Source organism: Streptomyces sp. LARHCF249 (assembly GCF_052871255.1).
The window spans coordinates 120,202-145,109 of the sequence record NZ_JBIXJQ010000013.1 but is presented as its reverse complement, the minus strand read 5'-3'; the positions used below and the strand labels follow the sequence as shown (position 1 = coordinate 145,109).

The 24,908-nt window shown below is 72.3% G+C and carries 26 protein-coding genes; 8 read left to right on the top strand and 18 right to left on the bottom strand.

All coding sequences use genetic code 11. The annotated features are described in order from the left end of the window. Positions 1 to 12: 12 nt before the first annotated feature. From ACIPUC_RS31145 to ACIPUC_RS31120, 6 genes are all read right to left on the bottom strand, one after another. Complete coding sequence (locus tag ACIPUC_RS31145) at positions 13 to 519, bottom strand: N-acetyltransferase family protein (protein ID WP_446593726.1); 507 nt, start codon at positions 517 to 519, stop codon at positions 13 to 15. An 87-nt stretch (positions 520 to 606) separates the two neighbouring features. Beyond that, positions 607 to 2,055 (bottom strand): peptidoglycan D,D-transpeptidase FtsI family protein, encoded by a 1,449-nt coding sequence (locus ACIPUC_RS31140; protein WP_446593725.1) that lies wholly within the window; start codon positions 2,053 to 2,055, stop codon positions 607 to 609. 62 nt (positions 2,056 to 2,117) lie between these two features. Continuing rightward, positions 2,118 to 2,828: a response regulator gene (locus tag ACIPUC_RS31135; protein WP_446593724.1), complete on the bottom strand. Its 711-nt coding sequence runs from the start codon at positions 2,826 to 2,828 to the stop codon at positions 2,118 to 2,120. After that, positions 2,825 to 4,099 carry a sensor histidine kinase gene (locus ACIPUC_RS31130; RefSeq protein ID WP_446593723.1) on the bottom strand — a complete coding sequence of 425 codons (1,275 nt, stop codon included), beginning with the start codon at positions 4,097 to 4,099 and terminating at the stop codon, positions 2,825 to 2,827. Before ACIPUC_RS31130 ends, ACIPUC_RS31135 begins: the two co-directional genes overlap by 4 nt. Then, the gene (locus ACIPUC_RS31125; RefSeq protein WP_446593722.1) at positions 4,096 to 5,079 is read right to left on the bottom strand and encodes a hypothetical protein; all 984 of its coding nucleotides are present in this window, start codon (positions 5,077 to 5,079) and stop codon (positions 4,096 to 4,098) included. Before ACIPUC_RS31125 ends, ACIPUC_RS31130 begins: the two co-directional genes overlap by 4 nt. A gap of 156 nt (positions 5,080 to 5,235) precedes the next feature. Next, the gene (locus tag ACIPUC_RS31120; RefSeq protein ID WP_446593721.1) at positions 5,236 to 6,018 is read right to left on the bottom strand and encodes an IclR family transcriptional regulator; all 783 of its coding nucleotides are present in this window, start codon (positions 6,016 to 6,018) and stop codon (positions 5,236 to 5,238) included. Positions 6,019 to 6,145: 127 nt separating this feature from the next. On the opposite strand from ACIPUC_RS31120, the gene ACIPUC_RS31115 reads away from it, so the two are divergent. The 4 genes from ACIPUC_RS31115 to ACIPUC_RS31100 all read left to right on the top strand — a co-directional run bounded on the left by ACIPUC_RS31115 (position 6,146) and on the right by ACIPUC_RS31100 (position 9,672). After that, positions 6,146 to 7,687: an aldehyde dehydrogenase (NADP(+)) gene (locus ACIPUC_RS31115; RefSeq protein ID WP_446593720.1), complete on the top strand. Its 1,542-nt coding sequence runs from the start codon at positions 6,146 to 6,148 to the stop codon at positions 7,685 to 7,687. Between the two features lie 159 nt (positions 7,688 to 7,846). Next, complete coding sequence (locus ACIPUC_RS31110) at positions 7,847 to 8,071, top strand: hypothetical protein (protein ID WP_446593719.1); 225 nt, start codon at positions 7,847 to 7,849, stop codon at positions 8,069 to 8,071. A gap of 60 nt (positions 8,072 to 8,131) precedes the next feature. After that, complete coding sequence (locus tag ACIPUC_RS31105; protein WP_446593718.1) at positions 8,132 to 9,382, top strand: TerD family protein; 1,251 nt, start codon at positions 8,132 to 8,134, stop codon at positions 9,380 to 9,382. Positions 9,383 to 9,495: 113 nt separating this feature from the next. Next, the gene (locus ACIPUC_RS31100; protein ID WP_446593717.1) at positions 9,496 to 9,672 is read left to right on the top strand and encodes a hypothetical protein; all 177 of its coding nucleotides are present in this window, start codon (positions 9,496 to 9,498) and stop codon (positions 9,670 to 9,672) included. Positions 9,673 to 9,740: 68 nt separating this feature from the next. On the opposite strand, the gene ACIPUC_RS31095 is transcribed toward ACIPUC_RS31100, so the two are convergent. Both ACIPUC_RS31095 and ACIPUC_RS31090 read right to left on the bottom strand, forming a co-directional pair. Next, positions 9,741 to 11,186, bottom strand: coding sequence for an alkaline phosphatase PhoX (locus ACIPUC_RS31095; protein ID WP_446593716.1), 1,446 nt, complete (start codon positions 11,184 to 11,186; stop codon positions 9,741 to 9,743). 250 nt (positions 11,187 to 11,436) lie between these two features. Continuing rightward, the gene (locus tag ACIPUC_RS31090; protein ID WP_446593715.1) at positions 11,437 to 12,945 is read right to left on the bottom strand and encodes a hypothetical protein; all 1,509 of its coding nucleotides are present in this window, start codon (positions 12,943 to 12,945) and stop codon (positions 11,437 to 11,439) included. Between the two features lie 338 nt (positions 12,946 to 13,283). On the opposite strand from ACIPUC_RS31090, the gene ACIPUC_RS31085 reads away from it, so the two are divergent. The 3 genes from ACIPUC_RS31085 (at position 13,284) to ACIPUC_RS31075 (ending at position 16,074) form a co-directional block, all read left to right on the top strand. Beyond that, positions 13,284 to 15,125, top strand: a complete 1,842-nt coding sequence (locus ACIPUC_RS31085; protein ID WP_446593714.1) for an endonuclease/exonuclease/phosphatase family protein — start codon at positions 13,284 to 13,286, stop codon at positions 15,123 to 15,125. 60 nt (positions 15,126 to 15,185) lie between these two features. Next, entirely contained in the window at positions 15,186 to 15,641 is a 456-nt protein-coding gene (locus tag ACIPUC_RS31080) for an N-acetyltransferase family protein (protein ID WP_446593713.1), read from the top strand. A 178-nt stretch (positions 15,642 to 15,819) separates the two neighbouring features. Beyond that, positions 15,820 to 16,074: a hypothetical protein gene (locus ACIPUC_RS31075; protein WP_446593712.1), complete on the top strand. Its 255-nt coding sequence runs from the start codon at positions 15,820 to 15,822 to the stop codon at positions 16,072 to 16,074. Positions 16,075 to 16,148: 74 nt separating this feature from the next. Here the strand turns inward: ACIPUC_RS31075 and dapD are convergent, their stop codons facing one another. Further along, positions 16,149 to 17,129, bottom strand: coding sequence for a 2,3,4,5-tetrahydropyridine-2,6-dicarboxylate N-succinyltransferase (dapD, locus tag ACIPUC_RS31070; protein ID WP_446593711.1), 981 nt, complete (start codon positions 17,127 to 17,129; stop codon positions 16,149 to 16,151). 43 nt (positions 17,130 to 17,172) lie between these two features. Beyond that, on the bottom strand, positions 17,173 to 18,453 hold the full coding sequence (locus tag ACIPUC_RS31065) for an MFS transporter (protein ID WP_446593710.1): 1,281 nt from the start codon (positions 18,451 to 18,453) through the stop codon (positions 17,173 to 17,175). Between the two features lie 70 nt (positions 18,454 to 18,523). Between ACIPUC_RS31065 and ACIPUC_RS31060 the strand changes: the two genes are divergently transcribed. Then, positions 18,524 to 19,399: a winged helix-turn-helix transcriptional regulator gene (locus ACIPUC_RS31060; protein ID WP_446593709.1), complete on the top strand. Its 876-nt coding sequence runs from the start codon at positions 18,524 to 18,526 to the stop codon at positions 19,397 to 19,399. Here the strand turns inward: ACIPUC_RS31060 and ACIPUC_RS31055 are convergent. The 8 genes from ACIPUC_RS31055 to sufD form a co-directional block, all read right to left on the bottom strand. Continuing rightward, complete coding sequence (locus ACIPUC_RS31055; protein WP_446593708.1) at positions 19,396 to 19,950, bottom strand: TetR/AcrR family transcriptional regulator; 555 nt, start codon at positions 19,948 to 19,950, stop codon at positions 19,396 to 19,398. The genes ACIPUC_RS31060 and ACIPUC_RS31055 overlap by 4 nt on opposite strands. Beyond that, on the bottom strand, positions 19,950 to 20,270 hold the full coding sequence (locus ACIPUC_RS31050; protein ID WP_030846229.1) for a DMT family transporter: 321 nt from the start codon (positions 20,268 to 20,270) through the stop codon (positions 19,950 to 19,952). Before ACIPUC_RS31050 ends, ACIPUC_RS31055 begins: the two co-directional genes overlap by 1 nt. A 241-nt stretch (positions 20,271 to 20,511) precedes the next feature. Beyond that, positions 20,512 to 20,856 (bottom strand): metal-sulfur cluster assembly factor, encoded by a 345-nt coding sequence (locus ACIPUC_RS31045; protein ID WP_030027092.1) that lies wholly within the window; start codon positions 20,854 to 20,856, stop codon positions 20,512 to 20,514. After that, the gene (gene sufU, locus ACIPUC_RS31040) at positions 20,853 to 21,314 is read right to left on the bottom strand and encodes a Fe-S cluster assembly sulfur transfer protein SufU (RefSeq protein WP_362389978.1); all 462 of its coding nucleotides are present in this window, start codon (positions 21,312 to 21,314) and stop codon (positions 20,853 to 20,855) included. Before sufU ends, ACIPUC_RS31045 begins: the two co-directional genes overlap by 4 nt. Before the next feature lie 39 nt (positions 21,315 to 21,353). Further along, positions 21,354 to 22,610: a cysteine desulfurase gene (locus ACIPUC_RS31035; protein ID WP_446593707.1), complete on the bottom strand. Its 1,257-nt coding sequence runs from the start codon at positions 22,608 to 22,610 to the stop codon at positions 21,354 to 21,356. Further along, on the bottom strand, positions 22,607 to 23,371 hold the full coding sequence (sufC, locus tag ACIPUC_RS31030) for a Fe-S cluster assembly ATPase SufC (protein WP_351291360.1): 765 nt from the start codon (positions 23,369 to 23,371) through the stop codon (positions 22,607 to 22,609). The genes ACIPUC_RS31035 and sufC overlap by 4 nt, the downstream gene beginning before the upstream one ends. 7 nt (positions 23,372 to 23,378) lie before the next feature. Continuing rightward, entirely contained in the window at positions 23,379 to 23,696 is a 318-nt protein-coding gene (locus ACIPUC_RS31025; RefSeq protein ID WP_362302161.1) for a bifunctional 3-phenylpropionate/cinnamic acid dioxygenase ferredoxin subunit, read from the bottom strand. Then, on the bottom strand, positions 23,696 to 24,874 hold the full coding sequence (gene sufD / locus ACIPUC_RS31020) for a Fe-S cluster assembly protein SufD (RefSeq protein ID WP_446593706.1): 1,179 nt from the start codon (positions 24,872 to 24,874) through the stop codon (positions 23,696 to 23,698). Before sufD ends, ACIPUC_RS31025 begins: the two co-directional genes overlap by 1 nt. Positions 24,875 to 24,908: the final 34 nt, after the last annotated feature.

Genomic DNA, 24,908 nt, shown 5'->3' with positions numbered 1-24,908 from the left:
TGGGGGTGCGTCTCATTCCCCGGACGGTGAGGCCCCGGACGGCCGCGGCACCGTGAGCCAGAGGGTGAGGTGGGAGCCGGCCTGGGCCGGCCGCGGATCGGGGAGCCAGCCGTGGGCGGCGTAGAAGGCCTGGGCGCGCAGGTTGTGCGCGTACACCTCCAGGCGGACCCGCTCGATCCCCGCGCGGCGCCAGGCGTCGAGGCAGGCCGCGTGCAGGGCGGCGCCGGTGCCGCGCCGCCAGTGGACCGGGTCGACGTGGAGCTGGGTGAGGGTGGTTTCGCCGTCCGCGGTGCGGAAGGCCGCGACGCCGGTGACCTCGCCGTCCTGCTCGGCGCACAGGACCCCGCCCTCGCCGGCGGGGCGCGCGACGGCCCGGGACCACGCCTCGCGGGCATGGGCGAGGTGCAGGTCTCCGGCGTAGGTCTCCTCGGGGACGCGTCCGCGGTAGTAGGTGGCGCGGGCCCTGGTGTGGAGGGCGGCTATGGCGTCGAGGTCTGCGGGTCGCGCGGTCCTGATCACGGGAAGGGGAACGCGCCGGGAACCGTGTCGGTTCCCGGCGCGTCCGCCGTGCGCCGCGCGGCTGCTTCGCGCGGCCGCTCCGCGTGGCTACTTCTTGAGCCACGCCTCCATCATCTTCTGGGCGATGGGGGCGGCCAGCTTGCCGCCGCCGATCTCGGACCGGTCGGTGTCGGAGTTCTCGATCACGACGGCGACGGCGATCTGCTTGCCGTTCGCCTTTCCGTACGAGGTGAACCAGGCCAGCGGCGGCAGGCTGTTGTTCACACCGCGCTGGGCCGTACCGGTCTTGCCGCCGACCTCGGCGCCCGACACCTGGGCCGGCTTGCCGCCGCCCTCGGTGGCGACCGTCCGCATGGCGTCGCGGAGCATCGAGGCGGTCTTCTCGCTCATGACCTCCTTGGACTTGGGGTCCTTGAAGCTCTCCAGCACGTCGCCGTTGGCGTCGGTGACCTCGGAGACCATGTGCGGGGCGACGAGCTTGCCGCCGTTCTCGATCGCTGCCGTCACCATCGCCATCTGGAGCGGGGTGGCCTGCACGTCGAACTGGCCGATACCCGTCTGCGCGACCTGGTCGACCGACATCTTCTTCGAGGGGTACTTGCTGGGCGGGTTGGTGCGGACCGGTGTGTCGATCTGCACGTTGAAGCCGAGCTTCTCGGCCATCGCCCGCATCTTGTCCTGGCCCAGCTTGGCGGCGAACTCCGCGTAGACGTTGTTGCAGGAGTAGCGCAGGGCGACGCGCGGCGAGACGTTGTTGCAGGTGGCGTTGTCCACCTCGCTCTTCAGCGGGGTGCGGGTGCCCGGGATGGTGTACTCGCCGGGGATGCCGGTCGGCTGGTCGATGCTGGTGACCAGGCCGTTCTCGATCGCCGCGGCGAGGGTGACCAGCTTGAAGGTGGATCCGGGGGCCTGCGGCTTGCGCAGGGCCACGTTCTCCATCGCCTTGCCCTTGTCGGCGGAGAGTTCCTCCCACGCCTCTTTGTCGTTGGCGCCCGTGATCCGGCCCGGATCGAAGGAGGGGTTGTTGACGACGCCGAGGATCCGGCCCGTCGAGGGGTCGATGGCGACGGCGGCGCCCTGCTTGCCCTGCAGCGCGTCGTACGCGGCCTTCTGCACGTCCGGGTCGATGGTGGTCAGGACGTTGCCCGGGGCGGCCCGCTTGTTGGTGAGCATGTCCATCATGGTCTTCAGCCGGCTGTCGGAGCCGTTGAGGATGTTCTTGTAGACGCCCTCCAGCATGCTCGTGCCGAAGGCCTGGGAGCTGTAGCCGGTGATCGGCGCGTAGAGCGGGCCGTTGGTGTAGGTCCGCTTGTACCCGAAGTCCTTGCCGCCCGTCTTGGTCGAGCCCGTGATCGCCTCGCCGCCCACGATGATGTTGCCCAGCGGGTTCTCGTACTGCCCGATGAGGTTGCGCCGGTTGTTCTTGTCGTCTGCGAGGGCCTGGCCTTGGTATGCCTGCACCCAGGTGACGCGGACCAGCAGGGCCAGCACCAGGAGCAGACAGAAGACCGACGCACGCCTGATCGTCTTGTTCATCCCCCAGAAGGACGTACCAACGGCCCCGGCCGTTCCGCTCTGCCCCGATTGTGGCGGGGTTCTCAGCTTTTCTTCATGAAGCCGCCCTCGTACGCGGCGATGACCGCCTGGGTCCGGTCGCGGGCCCCGGTCTTGGCGAGGACCGAGGCGACGTGGGTCTTGACCGTCTGCGGCCCGACCCCCAGGCGCTCGCTCATCTCGTGGTTGGACAGTCCGGTGGCCATCAGCCGCAGTACGTCTGCCTCGCGGTCGGTGAGCCGGGACACCCAGGGCGCGGCGGGCGCGGCAGCGGGCGTGTGCGCGGCCGCGAGGGAGCGGACGGCGGCCGGGAACAGCAGCGAGTCCCCGCGGGCGACGAGGCGTACGGCGCCGATCAGCTCCTCGGGGTCGGCCCGTTTGAGGAGGAACCCGGCGGCTCCCGCGCGCAGCGCCCCGTACACGTAGGAGTCGTTCTCGAAGGTGGTGACGACCACGATGCGGGGCGGCTCGGCCATGGTCGCGAGGATCTGCTCGGTGGCCCGGATCCCGTCGATCTCGGGCATCCGGACGTCCATCAGCACCACGTCGGGGGCGAGCGAGCGCACCAGCGGGACGGCCTGTGCCCCGGTGGCCGCCTCACCGACGACCTCCAGATCGGCTTCGGCCTCGAGGATGACCCGCAGGGCGGTGCGCACCATCCGCTCGTCGTCGCAGAGCACGATGCGCAGCGGGGGCCGTCCCCCCGGGGCGGACGGCGCGGCGGCCGGCGTGGCGGATGTGCTCGGCGCTGTCATCGGGCGGCCTCCGCGAGCGGCAGGACGGCCCGCAGCCGCCACCGGTCCTCGTGCGGACCGGCCTCGACGCGGCCGCCGAGCAGGGCGGCCCGTTCGGCGGCGCCGCGCAGTCCGCGCCCCCCGGTGGTGCGGGGCGCCTTGCCCTCCGGTGCGGCGGGCGGATTGGTCATGGTGATCTCCAGTTCACGGTGTCCGGTTCCGGCCGCGTCCTGTACGCGGATCCGCAGGTCCACGGGTCCCGCGCCGTGGCGCAGCGCGTTGCTGAGGCCCTCCTGGACGATCCGGTACGCCTCGCGGGAGGCGATCGGCGGCACGTGTGTCCAGTCCCGGGCGGGTCCGGGGTCCTGGTGGGCGGTGACGGGGGTGCCCGAGGCCCGGGTGCGCGCGAGCAGCCCGTCGAGGTCGGCGGCCAGCGTCGGCGCGGGCGCGGTGTCCGGCCCGGCCGGGTCGCCGTCCCGCAGCAGGCCCAGTACGGCGTCCAGCTCGCCCACCGTCCGCCGGGTGGTGTCCTCGATGGCGGCCAGCGCCTCCCGGACGAAGCCGGGGTCGCTGTCGAGCACCCGCCGGGCGGCGACCGCCTGGAGGGTGACGGCGCTCAGCGCGTGCCCGACCGCGTCGTGCAGTTCCCGGGCCAGCCGGTTGCGCACGGCCAGGTCGGCGGCCCGCTCCTCGGCGGCGGCCAGCCGGTCGGCCGCCGTGGGCCCGAGCAGTACGGGCGCCAGCCGGGCCAGCAGCGCCCCGGCCCCGGCGGCGCACAGGGCGAGCCCGCCCAGCATGCCGGTCCCGACCAGCGGGGCGACGTAGGCGTCGGCCCCGGTGCTGAACCAGTCCAGTCCGAGGTCGGTGTCCCGCAGCCCGCTCACGAACGGCAGCGCGATCAGCGCCACCGCCATTGGCGGGACCGCGAGGGTCATCCCGCTGATCACCGCCCCGATCCCCAGGTGCAGGGTCCACCAGGCCGACGTCCGGCCCCGCGCGGCCCAGGACCGCGCCGGCCCTTCTGCCAGCCGCTCCCCCGGCACCGCGCACATGGCCCGGACGGCAGCCGCGGACAGCGGCCGGACCGGCCCGAACACGGCGGTCACCGCGGCCGGCGGGAGGGCCGCCGCGTAGGCGGCGAGGACCAGCGGGAAGGAGCCGAGGGCATTGACCCCGCCGGCCGCCATGCCGACCCCCACCTGGGCGAGCAGGAAGTACGGCATCAGCAGGGCCCCGCCGAGTATCAGGTGGACCCAGCGCAGCCTGGCGCGGGCCCCGAACAGCCGGTTCACGGGGCGCGGCGGGTGGTGAGGAACCGTGTGAGGACGGCGGCCGAGAGCAGTCCGGTGATCATCTGGCCAGCGTAGGCCAACAGGACCGCTCCGGAAGGCCCTTCGCCGCCGTCCAACTCCGGTCCCAGCGCGGCGATCAGGGTCCACGTCCCCCAGCTGAGCGCCGCACCCGAGCCGATCCAGGCGATACCGAGCGGCCACCGCGCCCGGATCTTCCCACCGCGGGCCAGGAGCAGTGCCCCCGCTCCCGCGGCGAGCGCGCACATCCCGTGGACGGCGGACACCACGCCCGTCTCCGCGGAGTACGCGGCCGCCCGCTCGGCGCCCAGCCAGGCCGTACCGCCGAAGGCCCAGTACGCGTACACCGCCGCGACCGCCAGGCCGGCCACCGCCGCGGCTGCCGCCACCACCCCCGTGGATGACGGCAGCCGCACCCCCGCCACGCCCTGCCGGAGCCGGCCCCAGCGCTCCCCCGCATAGGGCACGAACAGCCCCGCCAGGGCGAGTCCTTGAATCGTGAAACCCGTGTAGACGACGTTGAAGACCCAGGGGTCCAGGAAGGGCTCCCGCCCGCTGTCCCCGGCCGGCCCGGCACCGAAGCCGAGCAGGCGTATGAGCAGTTGGCCCGGGAACCCGAGGAGGATCGGGGTCAGCAGCCCGGTCGCGAAGAAGACCGGGACGGTCAGCAGCCAGGACGGCACCCGTATGCCCCAGGGGCGGGTGAGCAGCAGCACGAGCAGGATCACGCAGGCGTCCATGGCCAGCGTGACGGAGTTGGCCACGGTGAAGAACAGCCCCGGCTCGTTCAGTACGCTGCCGGCCGGTATCCCGACCCGGCTCCCGGCCAGCCAGGCGGTCTTGAGCGTCAGATACGGCACGGTGGCGGCCAGCGCCACCACCCGCAGGATCTGCCGTCCGGTTCCCAGGGCGAGGACCGGCGGCTGCGTCGCGTACGTCGCGTGAACGGCTCGTGTGGTCATGGCTCAACGGTCCCGCCCGCGCCGCCCCGCCGCCTCCCCCTCAATGGGGAACCGCCTCCCCCGGCCGGGGGAGGAACCACCCCCTCCGCCGCCGCACCGGCACCCGGACCCGGATCCGCACCGGCACCGGCACGGACACACGCACCCGCGCCCGCGTCACATCCGCCGCGTCACCACCGACAGCCGGTCCCGCGCCTCGAACAGCGCCGCCTTGATGACTTGCTCGTGCTCCGCCGTCAGCCGCGCCACCGGCACCGAGCAGCTCACCGCGTCCCGGGCGGGCGTCCGGTACGGCACCGCCACCCCGAAGCAGCGCAGCCCGAGCGTGTTCTCCTCCCGGTCCACCGCGTAGCCCTGCTCCCGCACCAGCGCCAGCTCCTCGATGAGCCGTTCCCGGTCGGTGACGGTGTGCTCGGTGACCGCCTCCAGCCGCCGCGGCAGCAGGCCCCGTACCTCCTCGTCCGTGTGCGTGGCCAGCAGCGCCTTGCCGAGCGCCGTGGAGTGCACCGGCAGCCGGCGCCCGACCCGGGTGAAGGGCCGCAGGTAGTGGCGGGACGGGCGGGTCGCCAGGTACACCACGCTCGTCCCGTCCAGCCGGGCCAGGTGGATGGTCTCCGTGGTGTCGTCGGAGAGCCGGTCCAGGGTGGGCCGGGCCGCCGCGACCACCTCGTCGCCGTCGATGTACGAGCTGCCGACCAGCAGCGCCCGCACGCCGATGCCGTAGCGCGTGCCCGTCGCGTCCGTCTCCACCCAGCCCAGGTTCACCAGCGTGCGCAGCAGCATGTACAGGCTGGACTTGGGCAGGGAGAGGTCCTGCTGGATGTCGGCGAGGCTGTGCAGCCCCGGCCGCGCCGCGAAGTGCTCCAGCAACAGGACCGTCCGTACCGCCGATTTGACCGGCGACGCCGGGACCGTGCTTCCCGAATCGGTCGTCGTCATGCGCCTGCTTCCCCTCTGGCCGCCTCTTGTCACGCCGAGGACGCGGAAATAGAGTCCACAGCAGATGTGATCATTCATCCACCGGAACGGCGTTCAGAATACTGAACGATCCAGGAGGCAGCGGGTCATGACAACGACACCAGTCTGGAGTGTGGACCCCCGCACCGGGAAGCAGCGCGAACAGGTTGCGGTCGAGGCCACACCCCGGGAGGTGGACGAAACCGTACGGACCGCCCACGCCGCCCGGGGCGCGCTCGCCGACGCCGCCGCCCGCGCCGCCTTCCTGCGCACGGCCGCCGACCTCCTCGACGAGTCCGCCGCACACGTCGTCGAGGCCGCCGACGCCGAGACCGCGCTGGGTCCGGGCCGGCTCACGGGAGAACTGGCCCGCACCACCGGCCAGCTGCGCGCCTTCGCCGACGCCGTCGAGGACGGGTCCTACCTCGACGTCCGGATCGACCGCGCCGACCCCTCCCTCACCCCGCCGCGCCCCGAACTGCGCCGCTACAAGGTGCCGCTGGGCGTGGTCGCGGTCTACGCCGCCTCCAACTTCCCGCTCGCCTTCTCCGTCCCCGGCGGTGACACCGCGAGCGCGCTGGCCGCCGGCTGCCCGGTGGTCGTCAAGGCGCACCCCGACCATCCGGCCACCTCCGAGCTGTGCGCCTCGCTGCTGCGCCGCGCGGCCGTCGCCTCGGGCCTCCCGGCCGAAGTCGTCTCCGTGGTGCACGGGTTCGACGCCGGCCTGGCGCTGATCCGCCACCCCCTGGTGTCCGCCGCCGGATTCACCGGTTCCATCCGGGGCGGGCGCGCCCTCTTCGACGCGGCCGCCGCCCGGCCCGTGCCCATCCCCTTCCACGGCGAGCTGGGTTCCCTCAATCCCGTCGTGGTCACCCCGGCCGCGGCCATCGAGCGCGCCGAGGAGATCGGCAGCGGGCTCGCGGGCTCGGTCACCCTCGGCGTCGGCCAGTTCTGCGTGAAGCCCGGCCTCGTCCTGGTCCCCGAGGGCGCGGCGGGCGACCGCCTCACCGGCGCGCTCACCAAGGCGCTCGGGGAGACCGAGCCGGGGGTGCTGCTCGACCACCGGATGCGGGACAACTTCGTCGCCGGTGTCCGCGAGCGGGCCGCACTGCCGGGCGTCGACGCGCCCGTCACCCCGGGCTCGGGCGGCGACCACACCGTCGGCGCCGGCTACCTGACGGTACGGGCCGCCCGCCTCCTCGACAGCGCCCCGGGCGGGGAGTACGAGGTGCTGCTGGAGGAGTGCTTCGGCCCGGTCACCGTCGTCGTGCGGTACGCCGACCAGCGCGAGGCGGGCGCGGTGCTGGGGCGGCTGGGCGGCAATCTGAGCGCCACCCTCCAGTTGTCGGCCGCCGAGACCGAGGGCGCGCCGGGCCCGGCCTCCGAGCTGATCGGGCAGGTCACGGGGCTGGCGGGCCGGATCGTGGTCAACGGCTGGCCGACCGGGGTGGCGGTGGCCCCGGCCCAGCACCACGGCGGCCCGTACCCGGCGGCGACCTCGCACTCCACCTCGGTCGGCGGGACCGCCATCGAGCGCTGGCTGCGCCCGGTGGCGTACCAGTCCGTCCCGGACGCCCTGCTTCCGCCCGAGCTGCGCGAGGCCAACCCGCTCGGGCTGCCGCGTCGCGTGACGGGCGCCGCCGGAAGCTGACGGGCCCGGCCACGCCCTGCCGGGGGACCTGCCCGGACCTGCCCGGACCTGCCCGGACCTGCCCGGACCTGCCCGGACCTCCCGCGGTACCTGCCTGGACCTGCCGGAACCCCGTAATTCCATTGCCTGCCCCGCCGCCGGCGGGGCAGGCTGCGGCACATGCCGAAACCACACGGATTCTCGTACGAACGCCACCACCGCGACCACTCCGTCGTCATCACCCACCAGGGCCGCACCGCGGCCACCCTGCGCGGGAGCCGGGCGGAGAAGTTCCTGGCCGAGGCGGAGTCCGGCGACGCCCAGCTGGTGATGGCCCGCTGGACCGGCGCGTACAAGTTCGGCAACGAGCGCACGGCGAAGAACCACCCCCGCAACCGGCGCTGAAATCTGCCGAGGGTAAGGGAACGGCAAAGCACCGCCGCTCGTTCTCCGGGCATGACCGCTATGACCCCTGGATCCAACCTGCCGCTCAATGCCGTCCGTGTGACGGTGGACGTGGCTGCGCCGGTACGGCTCGACGTATCGGGCCTGCTCCTGACGGCGGACGGCAAGGTGCGTTCCGACGCCGACTTCATCTTCTACAACCAGCCCTCCGGGCCCGGTGTCAGCTACCGGTCGGGCGGCGGTGCGGCGCCGGACTCCATCACCGTGGACACCTCCGCGCTGCCGCCCGGCATCGAGCGGATCGTGGTCACCGCCAGCCCTGACGCCGCCGGCCAGTCCTTCCAGGGCGTCGAGCCCACCGCCACCGTGCGCAACGCGGACGGCGGAGCGGTGATCGCCAGCTTCACCCCGCCGCAGCTCGGTTCCGAGACGGCGCTCGTCGTCGTCGAGGTGTACCAGCGCGGCGGCGTGTGGAAGGTCCGCGCCGTCGGCCAGGGGTACGCGAACGGCCTCGCCGGCATCGCCACCGATTTCGGCGTCTCCGTGGACGAGGAGCCGGCCGCCGCGCCGACCCCCGTCGCCCCGCCCGCGCCTCCGGCTCCCCCGGCGCCCCCTGCCCCGCCGGCCTCCTACGCGCCCTCCCCCTGGCTCGGCGGTACGACGCCCACGACCCCCAGCGCCCCGGTTCCGCCCGCTCCGCCGGCGGCCCCGGCCCCGCCCGCCGGCGGCAGCGGGAAGGTCAACCTCGACAAGGGCCGGGTCACCCTCCAGAAGAACCAGACCGTCTCCCTGGTCAAGGGCGGCCGCCCGCTGCTCTCCCAGGTCAAGATGGGCCTCGGCTGGGAGCCCGCGTTCCGCGGCCGGGACATCGACCTCGACGCCTCCGTCATCGCGTACGGCCCCCAGCGCAACCACATCGACAGCTGCTACTTCGGCAAGCTGTCGATCCTGGGCGGGTCCGTCAAGCACTCGGGCGACAACCTGACGGGCGAGGGCGCGGGCGACGACGAGGTGATCGTCGTGGACCTCGGCCGGCTCCCCGCCGAAGCCACCGGCCTGGTCTTCACGGTCAATTCCTTCTCCGGCCAGAAGTTCACCGAGGTCGCCAAGGCCTACTGCCGCCTGATCGACGCGGCGAGCGGCGAGGAGCTGGTGCGCTTCGACCTCACCTCCGCCGAACCGCAGACCGGGGTCATGATGGCGAAGCTCATCAAGCAGTTCAGCGGCGAGTGGGAGATGACGGCCATGGGCGACTTTGTGAAGTCCCGCACAGTACGCGGCATGGTCAAGCCGGGCTCGCAGGCCCTCTGAGCAGGTGGGCGGGCACAAGAAGACGCAGGGCGCCACTCGGGCGCCCTGCCGGGTGATGGATGCCACGCGTAATCCGGAGGTGGCTGTCAGTGCCCGCCCGTAGTCTTGAACGCATGTACAAGTCAGTCATCCCCGCGGGGCCCGCCCGCCCGTCCGCCGCAGAGGCGAACGAGGCGATACGGCACCTTGTCGAGACCCGGGTGGACGGCGAGTGGCCCTCGGAGGCGTACGAGTTCCTGCTCACCGAGTGGGCCGCGGCCTCCCACGCGGAGCTGTCCGCGGCCCCGTAGGGCGGGCCGGTCGCGCGGCGGCCGCTCGCGGCCGCCTGCGGCCGTTTGCACCCGCGCTCGCGGCTGCGTCAGTGCGCGGCGGCGCGCCGCCACGGCCCGGTGATGGCCAGCATGACGCCCGGGTCCTGGATGCTGGCGTACAGCGTGCGCCCGTCCGGGGAGAAGCAGACACCGGCGAACTCGGAGTACTCGGGCTCCTCGGCGGTCCCGATGTTCAGCTCGTTGCGCGCCAGCGGATAGGTGCGGCCCGACTCGGTCGCGCCGAACAGGTGCTGGAGGCCCGACCCGTCCTCGGCGAGGACCAGGCCGCCGTACGGCGACACGGTGACGTTGTCCGGGCCGTCGTATCCGCCGCCCGCCGACGGGTCCGCGTTGACCCCGATCAGGACGGTCAGCCGGATCGTGCGCCGCTTGGGGTTGTAGAACCACACCTGGCCGTCGTGCGCCGCACCCGGGCTCTCCGCACGGGCGTAGGAGGACACGAAGTACGCGCCGCCGTCGGCCCACCACATGCCCTCCAGCTTGCGCCCGCGCGTCACGACGCCGTCGGCGAACTGCTTGCGCACCGGCACGGTCCGCGCGTCGCGGTCCGCCACGTCCACCCAGTCGACCCCGTAGACGGTGCCGATCTTCGTGGCGCGCGAGAGGTCGTCGACGAACCGGCCCGAACTGTCGATGCACTTGGCGGCCTGGAGCACGCCCGCGTCGGCGGAGAGGGTACGGAGCATGCCGCGCCCGTGGCGGAACCCGCGGGGCGGGGTCCAGCGGTAGAACAGCCCGTTGGGTCCGGAGGCGTCCTCGGTCAGATAGGCGTGGCCCTGGCGCGGGTCGATGACCACGGCCTCGTGGTCGTACCGTCCGAAGGCCTTGACGGGCTGCGGGTCGCGGTTGGCGCGGCGGTCGTGCGGGTCGACCTCGAAGACGTAGCCGTGGTCCTTGGTCATGCCGTTCTTGCCGGCGAGGTCGGAGTTCTCCTCGCAGGTCAGCCAGGTGTCCCAGGGGGTGGAGCCGCCCGCGCAGTTGGTCGACGTACCGGCGATGCCCACCCATTCGGCGACCTCGCCGCCGCGTCGGACCTCGACGACCGTGCAGCCGCCGGCCGCGGCCGGGTCGTAGACGAGGCCCTCGGCGAGCGGGACGGGGCGGGCCCACTTGTCCCGGGTGCCCTTGAGCTCGTGGTTGTTGACGAGGAGGGTGACCCCGCGGTGACCCTCGAAGGCGGCCGTTCCGTCGTGGTTGGACGGGGTGCTCTCGCCCGACTCCAGGGTGGTGACCCCGCTGTGCGTGAGGACGCGGTACGTGAACCCGGCGGGGAGGGCGAGGATGCCGGCCGGGTCGGCGACGAGCGGGCCGTAGCCGGGCTCGCAGGGCCGTCCGTGCTCGTCGCGGGCGGTGCTGTCGTCGGCCGCCAGGGCGCCCGGGGCGGTGGCGAGGGCGCCGACCGTCCCGGTCAGCGCGACACCCGCGCCGGCGATGACGGTACGTGCGGTGAAGTCTCTGCGGCTGAGCGGCATCGGGTCTCCAGGGGTGGGGAGTGGTGCGCCTGTCGTGCAGTCGTCGGCGCACACGCTCCCGCCCGCACGTGAACGGCGGCTGAACTACCCCGTAAGGGCAACCGACCCCTTGCCCGTGGGCGGAATGGCCAACTCCGGCCGCGAAATTGACGCATTGCCGACGCCCGGCCGCGCCCGGGCACGTCGGCCGCGCCCGGGCACGGCCGTCCCCGCGCCGTCGCCCCGCTCCCCCACCCGCTCCCGGCGGCGCTCAGGACTGCCGCGACCGCGCCTTGAACGCGGCCTTGCGGGCCTCCTTCGCCGCCTTCTTGTCCGGGTGCAGCCGCCCCATCGCCTCCAGGACGAACACGGTCGCCGGGTGCTCCACCCGCCACACCTGCTCGAAGAACCCGGCGTGATGGGCGGTCAGGGTCTCCATCAGCAGCGGCAGCTCCTCGGTCTCCCCGTCGGCGGCGAGCTGCGCCGCGATCGTGTCGACCGTCAGCCAGAACACCATCGTCGCGTCCGGCGCCGGCACGTCGGCCGCGCCGCGCTCGGCCAGCCAGACCCGGGCGAGCCCGCCCAGCTCCCCATCGTCCAGCACCGCGCGCACGGCGGGCTCGGCCTCCGGCCCGGCCGGTGCGAGGGCCTGCTGGCAGCGCAGCCGGCGCAGCGGGGCGCCCTCGTCGTCGCCGCGCGCCGCGGCCAGCAGCTCGGCGACGGCCGTGGGCACGTCGCGGCCGGCCAGCCAGGCCTCGATCTCGGCCTGGGCTGCGCTCTCCGCGTAGTGGGAGACCGCGTCGAGCAGCGCGTCCGCGCCCTTGTCGGCCAGTTCGCCCACGGCGGGGGCCTCGACCCCGGCCTCCAGCATCCGGGCGCGGATGCCGTAGAGGCCGAGCGGGGTCAGGCGGACCATCCCGTAGCGGGAGACGTCCTCGTCGTCGGGGTCGACCCCGCCGGCGGCGGCGATCTGCTCGTCGTCCGCCTCCGCCATCAGCTCCTCGTCGACGGGCCGGAACTCGACCAGTCCGATGGGCTCCAGCTGCCGGAACTGGTCGTCGAGGCGCATCATCGCGTCCGAGACCTGCTCCAGTACGGCGTCGGTCGGCTCGCTCATGTCGTCGGGCACCACCATGGACGCGGCGAGCACCGGCAGCGGAACCGGCCGGTCCGCCGCCCCGCCCTCGGTGACGGTGAGCAGGTAGAGGTTGGCGAGGACCGCGTCGAGGAAGTCCTCCTCGCGCCGCGGGTTCCAGTCCAGCCGCTCGAAGTCGATCTCCCCGCCCGTGTCCATCGCGTCGACGAGGTCGTCCAGGTCGGGCACGGCCGCGTCGGCCAGCACGCTGTCCAGGGCCGCCAGCCACAGGTCGAGTACGTCGCCGGGCGCCCCGCTCGTCACCAGCGCGAGGTCCTCACCGGGTGCCGCGGTGCCGAAGTGCAGCTCCTCCGGGTGTGCTTGCGCCCCGCCGGCTGCGGCTTCCCCGCCCCCCTCCTCCGGCTCGGTCACGTCCACCAGGCCGGTGTCCAGGGCCACCCGCCAGGCCTGGCTCGCGTAGACCGCGCAGTCCGCGTCGGCGGCGTCGAGGCCGAGCGCCGCGGCGGCCTCGGGGAGCTGGTCGGCGACGAGTTCGCCGCCGGCGTCGACGCGGGTGCCGGGTCCGGCCCAGCGCGCCAGCCGTACCGCGCGGGCGAACAGCGGGGCGACGAGGGCGTCGCGGGCCAGCTCCGCATCGGAGTGCAGCCGTACCGGCGGCAGCGTGGGGTGCGGCTCTGCGGACATGGGTCGGTTCTCCTCGCGGATCGCGCAGTGGTGGGGCGGAGTAGGGCGGGCCCGGGCGGGTCGGGGTCGTACCTGCCGTGCGGTAACGGTCGGTTCGTCGGCCGGCCGGCCCGTCCGGCGACCCAGCGTAGACGCATTTCGGGCGGGTCCGGCGGGCCATCGCCTTTGGTTCATCCCACAGTCAGCTGCCGTATTCCCTGGAGCCCTTGACAACGTTGCTGGCCACACAGGAAATTGACGCGCGTAGATGTTTCGGGAGCCGCAAGCCTCCCGCAGAACTCCTGCCGCAATCCCGTCCATCCCTGCCGTCCCCTCATCCCACACCGGAGTTCCCGCTTATGCGCTCCTCGCATCCCCGTTCCGCCGCCGTCGCGGCCCTCGTCGCCACCGCACTGGCCACCGGCCTGCTGGCGGGCTCCGCCGGCGCGGCCGAAGGCTCTGCGACCGACGGTCCGGTACGCATTCACGACATCCAGGGCAGCACCCGGATATCCCCCTTCGCCGGCAAGCAGGTCGCCGACGTCGAGGGCATCGTGACGGGCGTGCGGACGTACGGTTCGCGCGGCTTCTGGATCCAGGACCCGGACGCCGACGACAACGAGGCCACCAGCGAAGGCGTGTTCGTCTTCACCAGCTCGGTGCCGACCGTCGCCGTGGGCGACGCGGTCAAGGTCTCCGGCCTGGTCGGCGAGTACGTCCCCGGCGGCCTCAACTCCGGCAACCAGTCGGTGACCCAGATATCGAAGCCGGTCGTGACGGTCGTCTCCTCCGGCAACGCGCTGCCCGAGGCCGCCGCGATCAACGAGTACACGGTGCCCGCCGCGTACGCCCCGGCCGGCGACCCGGCCGCCGCCGGCAGCATCAACGGCCTGGCCCTGGAGCCCTCGCGCTACGCCCTGGACTTCTACGAGTCCCTCGAGGGCATGAACGTCAAGATCGGCACCTCGCGCGTGGTCGGCGCCACCGACCCGTACGCGGAGCTGTGGGTCACCGTGAAGGGCTGGGAGAACCCCACCAAGCGCGGCGGCACGCTCTACGGCTCCTACGAGTCCCAGAACACCGGCCGCCTCCAGATCCAGCAGCTCGCGCCCTTCGCGCAGCAGCCCTTCCCGGTGGCCAACGTCGGCGACAAGCTGACGGGCACCACCGAGGGCCCGCTGGACTTCAACCAGTTCGGCGGCTACACCCTGGTGGCGCGCACCCTCGGCACCGTCAAGGCGGGCACCCTCGCCCCCGAGAAGACCAAGCCGCAGGCCGAGCACGAGCTCGCGGTGGCCACGTACAACGTCGAGAACCTCGACCCGACGGACCCGCAGGAGAAGTTCGACGCGCTCGCCAAGGCGGTCGTCGAGAACCTGGCCTCCCCCGACATCCTCGCCCTGGAGGAGATCCAGGACGACAACGGCGCCAAGAACGACGGCACCGTGTCCGCCGAGCAGACGCTGACGAAGTTCACCACCGCGATCGCGGCGGCGGGCGGCCCGGCCTACCAGTGGCGGACCGTCAACCCGGAGGACAAGAAGGACGGCGGCGAGCCCGGCGGCAACATCCGCCAGGTGTTCCTCTTCAACCCGGCGCGGGTCTCCTTCACCGAGCGCGCCCCGGGTGACGCGGTGACGGCGACCGGCGTGGTCGAGGAGAACGGCAAGGCCGCCCTGACCCACTCCCCCGGCCGCATCGACCCGGCGAACCCGGCGTGGGCCGACAGCCGCAAGCCCCTCGCGGCCGAGTTCACCTTCCGCGGCAAGACGGTCTTCGTGATCGCCAACCACTTCGGCTCCAAGGGCGGCGACGAGGGCCTGACCTCGCACCACCAGCCGCCGGTGCGCAAGTCGGAGGAGAAGCGACTGCTCCAGGCGCAGGCCGTGAACGGCTTCGTCAAGGAGATCCTGGCGGCCGAGAAGAACGCGAACGTCCTGGTCCTCGGCGACATCAACGACTTCGAGTTCTCGGCGACGACGGACGCGCTGGCCGACGGCGGGGCGCTGTACCCGGCGATCAAGTCGCTGCCGAAGTCCGAGCGGTACTCGTACGTCTTCCAGGGCAACGCCCAGGTGCTGGACCAGATCCTGACCAGCCCGGCGATCAAGAAGTTCACGTACGACAGCGTCCACATCAACGCGGAGTTCGCGGACCAGAACAGCGACCACGACCCGCAGGTGCTGCGCTTCAAGCCGTAGCCCCATGACCGCAGAGGGCCCGCAGGCCGTCCCCTCCGGGCCCTCTGCCACACTCCGGGCATGATCTTCCGTACCGCCACGCGCGCCGATCTGCCCGCCGTACTCGCCCTGCTGGCCGACGAGGACCGGGTCGTGGAGCCGGACGCGGTCGTCGTCGACGAGGCGCGGGAGCGCGCCTTCGCCGCCATCGAAGCGGACGCCCGCAACGAGATGCTCGTCCTCGCGGATGACACGGACGGGGTCGTCCTGGGCTGCCTGCAGTTGACGTACGTACCGGGCCTCGGCCAGGGCGGGCAGGAGCGGGCGCTGGTCGAGGCGGTACGGGTCCGCGCGGACCTGCGGGGCGGCGGGCTGGGCGCGGAGCTGATGAAGCGGGCCGTGGAGCGTGCCCGCGAGCGGGGCTGCGGCCTGGTGCAGCTGACCAGCAACAAGCGGCGGGGCGCCGCCCACCGCTTCTACGAGCGCCTGGGCTTCGCGCGCAGCCACGAGGGCTTCAAGCTGCGCCTCGAGCCGTAAGGGCCCCCGAACAGGCAAGATCATTACGGAGAGGGCGGGGGCGTTGTCGGACAAGTCGGGGACTTTCGACCCTGGCGTGACGCTCGACACATCTCTACCGAATCGAGCGCCCGTGGTGTTGAGTGTCCACACGCCCGATCTTGTACCGCCTTGTACCCCGCACTCCCCGGAGGACCGCGTGTTCCCCTCCATCACCCTCGCCCAGGAAATCGGCCTCGCCGTCCTGTTCGTGGCCGCCCTCGTCTGGGTGGCCGGGCTCGGCCACATGCTGTGGGACAGCCGCTTCCACCACCCGGAGCCAGTCGCCGTCGAGGGCCTCCCGGTGATCCCGGCCCAGCGCAGCCCGGCCTCGCACCCGATGGAGTCGGTGGAGCTGACCGAGGCGGAGCGGCAGGCCTTCGCGGGCCTGATCCGCACGATCCCGCCGCGCTGACCCCGACCACGTGAAAGCGCCCTCCCACCCCGGCCGGGGTGGGAGGGCGCTTTCGGGTACCGGCCCCGCGCGGGTCAGTTGTGGCTGTGCAGGATCTCGTTCAGGCCGCCCCAGGCCGCCTTGTACGGGCGGGCCTCGACGGTGCCGGTGACCGAGTTGCGGCGGAAGAGGATGTTGCTGGCGCCGGAGAGCTCCAGGGCCTTGACGATCTGGCCGTCCGGGAGGGTGACGCGGGTGCCCGCGGTCACGTAGAGGCCGGCCTCTACGACGCACTCGTCGCCGAGCGCGATGCCGACGCCCGCCTCGGCGCCGACCAGGGTGCGCTCGCCGATCGAGATGATCTGCTTGCCGCCGCCCGAGAGGGTGCCCATCGTGGAGGCGCCGCCGCCGATGTCGGAGCCGTCGCCGACCACGACGCCCGCCGAGATGCGGCCCTCGACCATGGAGGTGCCCAGGGTGCCGGCGTTGAAGTTGACGAAGCCCTCGTGCATGACGGTGGTGCCCTCGGCGAGGTGCGCGCCGAGGCGGACGCGGTCCGCGTCGGCGATGCGCACGCCCTTGGGGGCGACGTAGTCCGTCATGCGGGGGAACTTGTCGATCGAGGTGACCTGGAGGTGCAGGCCCTCGGCGCGCGCGTTGAGGCGGACGGTCTCGACCTGGTCGACGGCGACCGGGCCCAGCGAGGTCCAGGCCACGTTGGCGAGCAGGCCGAAGATCCCGTCGAGGCTCTGGCCGTGCGGCTTGACCAGGCGGTGGCTGAGCAGGTGCAGGCGCAGGTACGTGTCGTGCGCGTCCAGCGGCTTGTCCTCCAGGGAGGAGATCACCGTACGGACGGCCACGACCTCGACGCCGCGGATCGCGTCCTGGCGGATCGCCTTCGCCGCGCCGGCGCCCAGCAGTTCCACGGCCTGGTCGGCGGTGAGGCGCTCGGTGCCGGCCGGGCCGGGCTCGGCGACCAGCTCGGGGGCGGGGAACCAGGTGTCGAGGACGGTGCCGTCGGCGGTGAGGGTGGCAAGTCCGGCGGCGACGGCGCCGGTGGTACGCGTAGCAGTCATGCCAGAAACCTAACCGGCGGGCGCCCGAGGTCGCGAACCGGTCTCAAGTGCCGGTCGCAACGTGTCGGCCGGCCCGCCGGTCCGCCCGCAGGTCCGCCCGCGTGTCCTCCCCCAGGTCCGCCCGCAGGCCCGCCCGCCGGCCCGTCCACAGCACCGCCCCGCCCGCCGCCGCCGCGAGCACCGCGCACAGCGGCCACAGCAGGCCCGGCGCGGCCGCGTACAGGGCTCCGCCGAGCGGCGCGGCGAGCACCACCCCGCTGACGGAGACTCCGGCGTACAGGCTCTGGAAGCGGCCGACGGCGTGCTCGGGCGACTGGTCCGCCACGTACGCGGTGGCCGTGGTCTTGTAGAGGATCTCCCCGAGCGTGAGGAGCACCATCATCGCGACGGCGGCGGCGACGCCCGCGCCGAGCACCAGCATCGCGTAGCCGCCGCCCACCAGTACCAGGCCGGTGCCGATGATGTGCAGCGGGGAGCGCCGGCGCAGGGCGAGGGCGGCGGGGATCTCCAGGAGCAGGATGACGCCGCCGTTGATCGCGATGAGGAGTCCGTAGGCGCGGGTGTCCAGGCCGTGCTCGGCGAGGAAGACGGGGAAGGTCGTGTAGTGCTGCCGGTAGACGACGTCGGCGACGACGATCGCGCCGAGCAGGACGAGTACGGCGGGCCGTGCGCGCAGCTCCCGCCACAGCCCTCCGCGGCCCAGACCCCCGTCCGGGGCCGCGGAGGGGACTGCGGCTGCCCCGGCCGGGAGGACCCGGGCGGTCCAGAGGGCGAAGAAGAGCGTGCCGAGGCCTTCCGCGACGAAGAGCCAGTCGTACGAGAGCCCGGTGGCGACCAGGGCGCCGAGCGGAGTGCCCAGCGTGAATCCGCCGTTGGACAGGCAGCGGGTGACGGCGAAGGCCTGGCGCCGGGAGCCCTCGGGCACGGTGACGGCGACCAGCGCGGAGTTGGCGGCCCGGATCACCCCCGACGCGTACTGGGCGAGCGGCAGGGCCGCGTACAGCAGCGCGGTGGACAGGGACGGGAGCGTCATGAGGACGAGACCGCCCAGGGTGGAGGCGGCGAGCAGCACCCGGCGGTGGCCGAAGCGGTCCCCGTACCAGCCTCCGGTGAAGTTCCCGGCGACCAGTCCGACTCCGCCGATGCCGACGATCAGGCCCGCCTGGGCGGCCCCGAGTCCGCGCGGGCCGGTCAGCCAGACGAAGACGAAGACGAACGTGCAGCTGACGACGGCGTTGACGAAGACTCCCGCGGCCAGCAGCCACACCGTCCTCGGTACGTCTCTGAACCCCTGCAGCACACCCGTGTCCCCCGCATCCCTCAACGCCTAAGTTCCTTTTGGGAACGGACTATGTCAGCATGACAGCCTTGGGTCAACGGACAAAGGAGTGCCCATGGCCCAGCGCACACACCTCGGCGACGCGGACTGCTCCATCGCCCAGGCCCTCGACGTGGTGGGCGACTGGTGGACGCTGCTGATCGTCCGCGACACCGCGCGCGGCCTGCACCGCTTCGACGAGCTCCAGCGCGAGCTGGGGATGTCCCGCAAGGTGCTGGCCGAGCGGCTGAAGCTGCTGGTCGAGGCCGGGGTGCTGACGCGCGAGCCGTACCGGGAGCGCCCGGTGCGGCACGAGTACCGGCTGACCCCGCGCGGGCGGGGGCTGCTGCCGGTGCTGGTGGCCCTCCAGGACTGGGGGGACAGCTGGATCCTGGGAGAGGGAGAGATGACGGCGACGACCGCGGAGGCCTCGCGGGAGGCGGAGCGGGTCCACGGGCTGCGCGGCACCCGGCTGCCCGAGCTGCTGCTGCCGGACCGTTTCGGCGAGCTCAGCGACCCGGTGGCGGACACCGCGTTCACGGTCCTGTACTGCTTCCCGGGCGCCTACGCGCGCGCCGAGTCCTACCCGCCCGGCTGGGCCGGGATCCCGGGCGCCAAGGGCTGCACGTTCGAGTCGTGCACCTACCGCGACCAGCTCGCGGAGTTCACCGCGGCGGGTGCCACCGTGCACGGGGTGTCGACGCAGCGCCCGGACGAGCAGCGGGAGTTCGCGGAGCGGGAGCGGCTGCGCTTCCCGCTCCTGTCGGACGCGGAGCTGGCCCTGACGGCGGCGCTGCGGCTGCCGACGTTCCGCGCGGCGGGCGTGACCCGGATCAAGCGGCTGACCCTGGTCCTCGACCGGGACCGCACGGTGCGCGAGGTCTTCTACCCGATCCAGGACATCGAGGCGAGCGTCCAGGCCGCCCTGACCGCCGTCCGCTCCGCCGGCTAGCGCTGTGGCCGCAGGACCCGGCCCAGGATCTCGCGCGCGTACGGTTCGTCGTACTCCGCGTCCGTCAGCAGGACCTGGAGGCTCATGCCGTCCATGACGGCGACCAGCGCCCGGGCCGTCGCCGGATCCGTGCGCGGGGTCAGCGCCGCGGCCACGGACTCGCACCACTCCGCCGCCACCGGCCGCAGCGCCGGGCGCCGCAGGGCCGCGAGGTAGAGCTCGTACTCCAGCTCCACCCGCCCGCGGTCCGCCGCCAGGAATTCGCCGAGCAGACGGGCGAGCGCCTGGGCGAGGTCCGCCCCCGGATCGGCCAGCGCCGGCGCGTCCGCCACCGCCTGCGAGAAGCCCTCGTTGGCCTGGCGCAAAGCCGCGACCAGCAGGTCGTCCAGGGTCTTGAAGTGGTACGTGGTCGACCCGAGCGGTACGTCGGCCTCCGCGGCGGCGCTGCGGTGGCTCAGGCCGGCGATGCCCTTGGCGCCGACCACCCGGATCGCCGCGTCGATGATCCGCTGGCGCCGCTCGGGGTCGTACCTGCGCACGCCGGGGGCCATCAGTGCGCCCCTCCGAGGTTCAGCAGCACCACGCCCCCGATCACCAGCGCGATCCCGGCGATCTTCGCGGCGGTGGCCGCCTCCCCCAGGAACACCATGCCTATGGCCGCGATCGCGGCGGTCCCCACCCCGGCCCATATCGCGTACGCCGTGCCCACCGACATCGTCTTCAGCGTCTGCGCGAGCAGGGTGAAGGCGATGGCGTAGCCGAGCAGCGTGCCCAGCGAGGGCCACAGCTTGGTGAAGCCGTCGCTGTACTTCATGGCGGTGGTCCCGGCGACCTCGGCGGCGATGGCCGCGGCAAGCAGTACGTAGGGCATGTGTACAAGGGTACACAACGTTGTGTACGCCCGTACGCATGCGGTACTCGGGACTCCTGCGGCCCACGGCGCTACCCTGTCCGCCTCCGGCGACAAGGGGGGCCGCGGATGACGCAGCACTGGACCCACCGGGGCGGCGGCTGGCTCCCGCCCCGCTCACCGCGGCCGGGGGTGAGCCGGACAGCCGACAACGGGAAGGGCCCCCGGCACGACAGTGCCGGGGGCCCTCACACGCAGGCGGTCAGACGTTGAAGCCGAGCGCGCGCAGCTGCTCACGGCCGTCGTCCGTGATCTTGTCCGGGCCCCACGGCGGCATCCAGACCCAGTTGATGCGCAGTTCGTTGACGATGCCGTCCGTAGCCGACTTCGCCTGGTCCTCGATGACGTCCGTCAGCGGGCAGGCCGCCGAGGTCAGCGTCATGTCGAGGGTGGCGATGTTCGCGTCGTCGATGTGGATGCCGTAGATCAGGCCCAGGTTGACGACATCGATGCCCAGCTCGGGGTCGACCACGTCGTAGAGGGCCTCGCGGACCTCTTCCTCGGTGGCCGGCTTGGTCGACGCCTCGGGCGTCGCGTTCTCGGTCATGCCGTCTTCCTCTCCGCGTCGCCCAGTGCCTGGGCCGTCGCGTCCTTCCACGCCATCCAGCTCAGCAGAGCACATTTCACACGCGCCGGGTACTTGGAGACGCCGACGAACGCGACCGCGTCCTCCAGCACCTCCTCCATCTCCTCGGTCGGCTCCAGCTTGCCCTTGGACTGCATCAGCTCCAGGAACACGCCCTGGATCTTCTGCGCCTCGGCCAGCTGCTTGCCGACGAGCAGCTCGTTCAGTACGGACGCGCTCGCCTGGCTGATGGAGCAGCCCTGGCCCTCGTACGAGACGTCGGTCAGCGTCTCGCCGTCGTACTTCACGCGCAGCGTGATCTCGTCACCGCACGTCGGGTTGACGTGGTGCACCTCGGCGTCGCCGTCGCGCAGGCCACGCCCGTGCGGGTGCTTGTAGTGGTCCAGGATCAGTTCCTGGTACATCGAATCCAGCTTCACAGCGACTCCGCCATCTTCATCACCCTCGTCTTCCCTGCCTCAGCCGAAGAAGTTCCGTACGTGCTCCAGCCCGTCGATCAGCGCGTCGACGTCCGCCGGAGAGGAGTACAGGTAGAAAGACGCTCGGGTCGTCGCCGGAATTCCGTACCGCAGGCAGACCGGGCGCGCGCAGTGGTGTCCCACGCGGACCGCGATGCCCTGCTCGTCCAGCACCTGGCCGACGTCGTGCGGGTGGATGTCGCCGAGCACGAAGGAGATCGCCGCGCCGCGGTCCTCGGCCGTGGTGGGGCCGATGATCCGCAGGTCGGGCACTTCGGCGAGGCGCTTGATCGCGTACTCGGTGAGCGCGTGCTCGTGCGCGGCGATCTTGTCCATGCCGATCGCGGTCAGGTAGTCCACGGCCGCGCCGAGGCCGACGGCCTGGGCGATCGGGGGCGTACCGGCCTCGAACTTGTGCGGCGCCGGGGCGTACGTCGAGGCGTGCATCGACACGGTCTCGATCATCTCGCCGCCGCCGAGGAACGGGGGCAGGTCCTCCAGGAGCTCCTGGCGGCCCCAGAGCACGCCGATGCCGGTCGGGCCGCACATCTTGTGGCCGGTGAAGGCCACGAAGTCGGCGCCGAGCTCCTGCACGTCCAGCGGCATGTGCGGAGCGGCCTGGGAGGCGTCGATCAGCACGAGCGCGCCGACGTCCTGGGCGCGGCGGACGATCGCCTCGACCGGGTTGACCGTGCCCATGATGTTGGAGACCAGTGTGAAGGAGACGATCTTCGTCTTCTCCGTGATGACCTCTTCGATGGTGGACAGGTCGAGCCGGCCGTCGTCGGTGAGGCCGAACCACTTCAGCTTCGCACCGGTGCGCTGCGAGAGCAGCTGCCACGGCACGATGTTGGAGTGGTGCTCCATCTCCGTGATGACGATCTCGGTTTCGCGGTCGACCCGGTAGGGCTCGTCCGCCCAGCCGAGCATGTTCGCGACCAGGTTGAGCGACTCCGAGGCGTTCTTGGTGAAGATCACCTCGTCGCGGCTCGGTGCGTTGATGAAGGTGGCGACCTTGTCGCGGGCACCCTCGTACAGCGCCGTGGCCTCCTCGGCGAGCACGTGCACGCCACGGTGGACGTTGGCGTTGTGCTGCTCGTAGTACTCGTTCAGCGCGTCGAGCACCTGGCGCGGCTTCTGCGAAGTCGCCGCGTTGTCCAGGTAAACGATCTTCTTCCCGTCGTGGACCACACGATCCAGCAGGGGGAAGTCCTTGCGGATCGCCTCGGTGTCGAGGAGGCCAGGCAGCTGTGTCACGCGGTCGCGCCACCCTTCACGTACTTGTCGTAACCCTCGGCCTCCAGCTGGTCGGCGAGCTCGGCGCCGCCGGACTCGGCGATACGGCCGTTCGCGAACACGTGCACGAAGTCGGGCTTGATGTAGCGCAGGATGCGCGTGTAGTGGGTGATCAGCAGGGTGCCGACCTCACCGGTCTCGCGGACCCGGTTGACGCCCTCCGAGACGATGCGCAGCGCGTCGACGTCCAGGCCGGAGTCGGTCTCGTCGAGGATCGCGATCTTCGGCTTGAGGAGCTCGAGCTGGAGGATCTCGTGGCGCTTCTTCTCGCCGCCGGAGAAGCCCTCGTTGACGTTGCGCTCGGCGAAGGCCGGGTCCATGTGGAGCTGCTCCATCGCGGACTTGACCTCCTTCACCCAGGTACGCAGCTTCGGGGCCTCGCCGCGGATGGCGGTGGCGGAGGTGCGCAGGAAGTTGGAGACCGAGACTCCGGGGACCTCGACCGGGTACTGCATGGCGAGGAAGACGCCGGCGCGGGCGCGCTCGTCGACGGACATCTCCAGGACGTCTTCGCCGTCGAGGGTCACGGTGCCACCGGTGATGGTGTACTTCGGGTGACCGGCCAGCGAGTACGCCAGGGTGGACTTGCCGGAGCCGTTCGGACCCATGATGGCGTGCGTCTCACCCTGCTTGACGGTGAGGTCGACGCCCTTGAGGATCTCGCGGGCGCCGTTCTCGGCCTCGACGGAGACGTGCAGGTCGTGGATTTCAAGCGTTGCCATGGATACCTCAGGACTCCTGGGTGAGGGAGACGAGCACGTCGTCCCCTTCGATCTTTACGGGGTATACGGGTACGGGGCGGGTCGCGGGCAGACCGGAGGGCTTGCCGGTGCGCAGGTCGAAGGCCGACCCGTGCAGCCAGCACTCGATCATGCAGTCCTCGACCTCGCCCTCCGAGAGCGAGACGTTCGCGTGCGAGCAGATGTCGTTGATCGCGAACACCTCGCCCTCGGTGGAGACGATGGACACCGGCGTGCCGTCGAGTTCCACCCTCTTGGGGGTGTTCTCCTCCAGCTCGCTCAGCGTGCAGGCCTTGACGTAATTCATCAGACGGAACCCTGGAGCTCGGTCTCGATCTTGCCGAGCAGGCGCTCCTCGATGTCCGGGACACCGATCTGCTGGACGAGCTCGGCGAAGAAGCCGCGCACGACCAGGCGGCGGGCCTCGTCGGCCGGAATGCCGCGGGCCTGCAGGTAGAACAGCTGCTCGTCGTCGAAGCGGCCGGTCGCCGAGGCGTGGCCGGCGCCGACGATCTCGCCGGTCTCGATCTCCAGGTTCGGCACCGAGTCGACCCGCGCGCCGTCCGTCAGGACGAGGTTGCGGTTCATCTCGTAGGTGTCGGTGCCCTCGGCGGTCTTCTCGATGAGCACGTCACCGATCCAGACCGCGTGGGCGTCCTGGCCCTGGAGCGCACCCTTGTAGACCACGTTCGACTTGCAGTGCGGGGCGTCGTGCGTGACCAGGAGGCGGTGCTCCTGGTGCTGGCCCGCGTCGGTGAAGTACAGGCCGAAGAGCTCGGCCTCGCCGCCGGGGCCGGCGTAGCTCACGCGCGGGTGGAGGCGTACGACGTCGCCGCCGAAGGTGACCACGATCGACTTGAAGGTCGCGTCACGGCCGACCAGCGTGTTGTGCTGGGAGACGTGGACGGCGGTGTCGTCCCAGTCCTGAACCGACACGACGGTGAGCTTGGCGCCGTCGCCGACGAGGAAGTCGACGTTGGCGGCGCGCACGCCGTCACCGGTGTGGTCGATGACGATGACGGCCTCGGCGAAGGCCTGCACGTCGAAGACGGTGTGGCCGAAGGTGGTGCCGCCCTCGCCGTGCAGCGAGACGCGCACGGGCTCGGTCAGGACGGCCTCCTTGGGCACGGTCACGACCGTGGCCTTGGCGAAGGACGTGAACGCCTGCGCGGCGATCCGGTCCACCGGGGTGCCGGCCTTGCCGATGCGCGCGTCGCCGCGCTCCACCGACTCGACGGTGACGCCCTCGGGCGCGTCGATCTGGGCCTTCATGCTGCCGCTGGCGACCGCGGTGCCGTCGTGCAGGCCCTTGAGGCGGGCGAGCGGCGTGAAGCGCCACTCCTCCTCGCGGCCGTGGGGCACGGGGAAGTCCGCCACGTCGAAGGACGGGGGGGCACTCATCCGGGTGGCGACGGTGGACTCGGCGGCCACCGCGATCGCGCCGGCGGTGGTCGAACCCGCCGGAATGTTCTGAGCCTCAGCCATGGCTGTCTTCGTGCTCTCTTCCTACGTCAAAGAA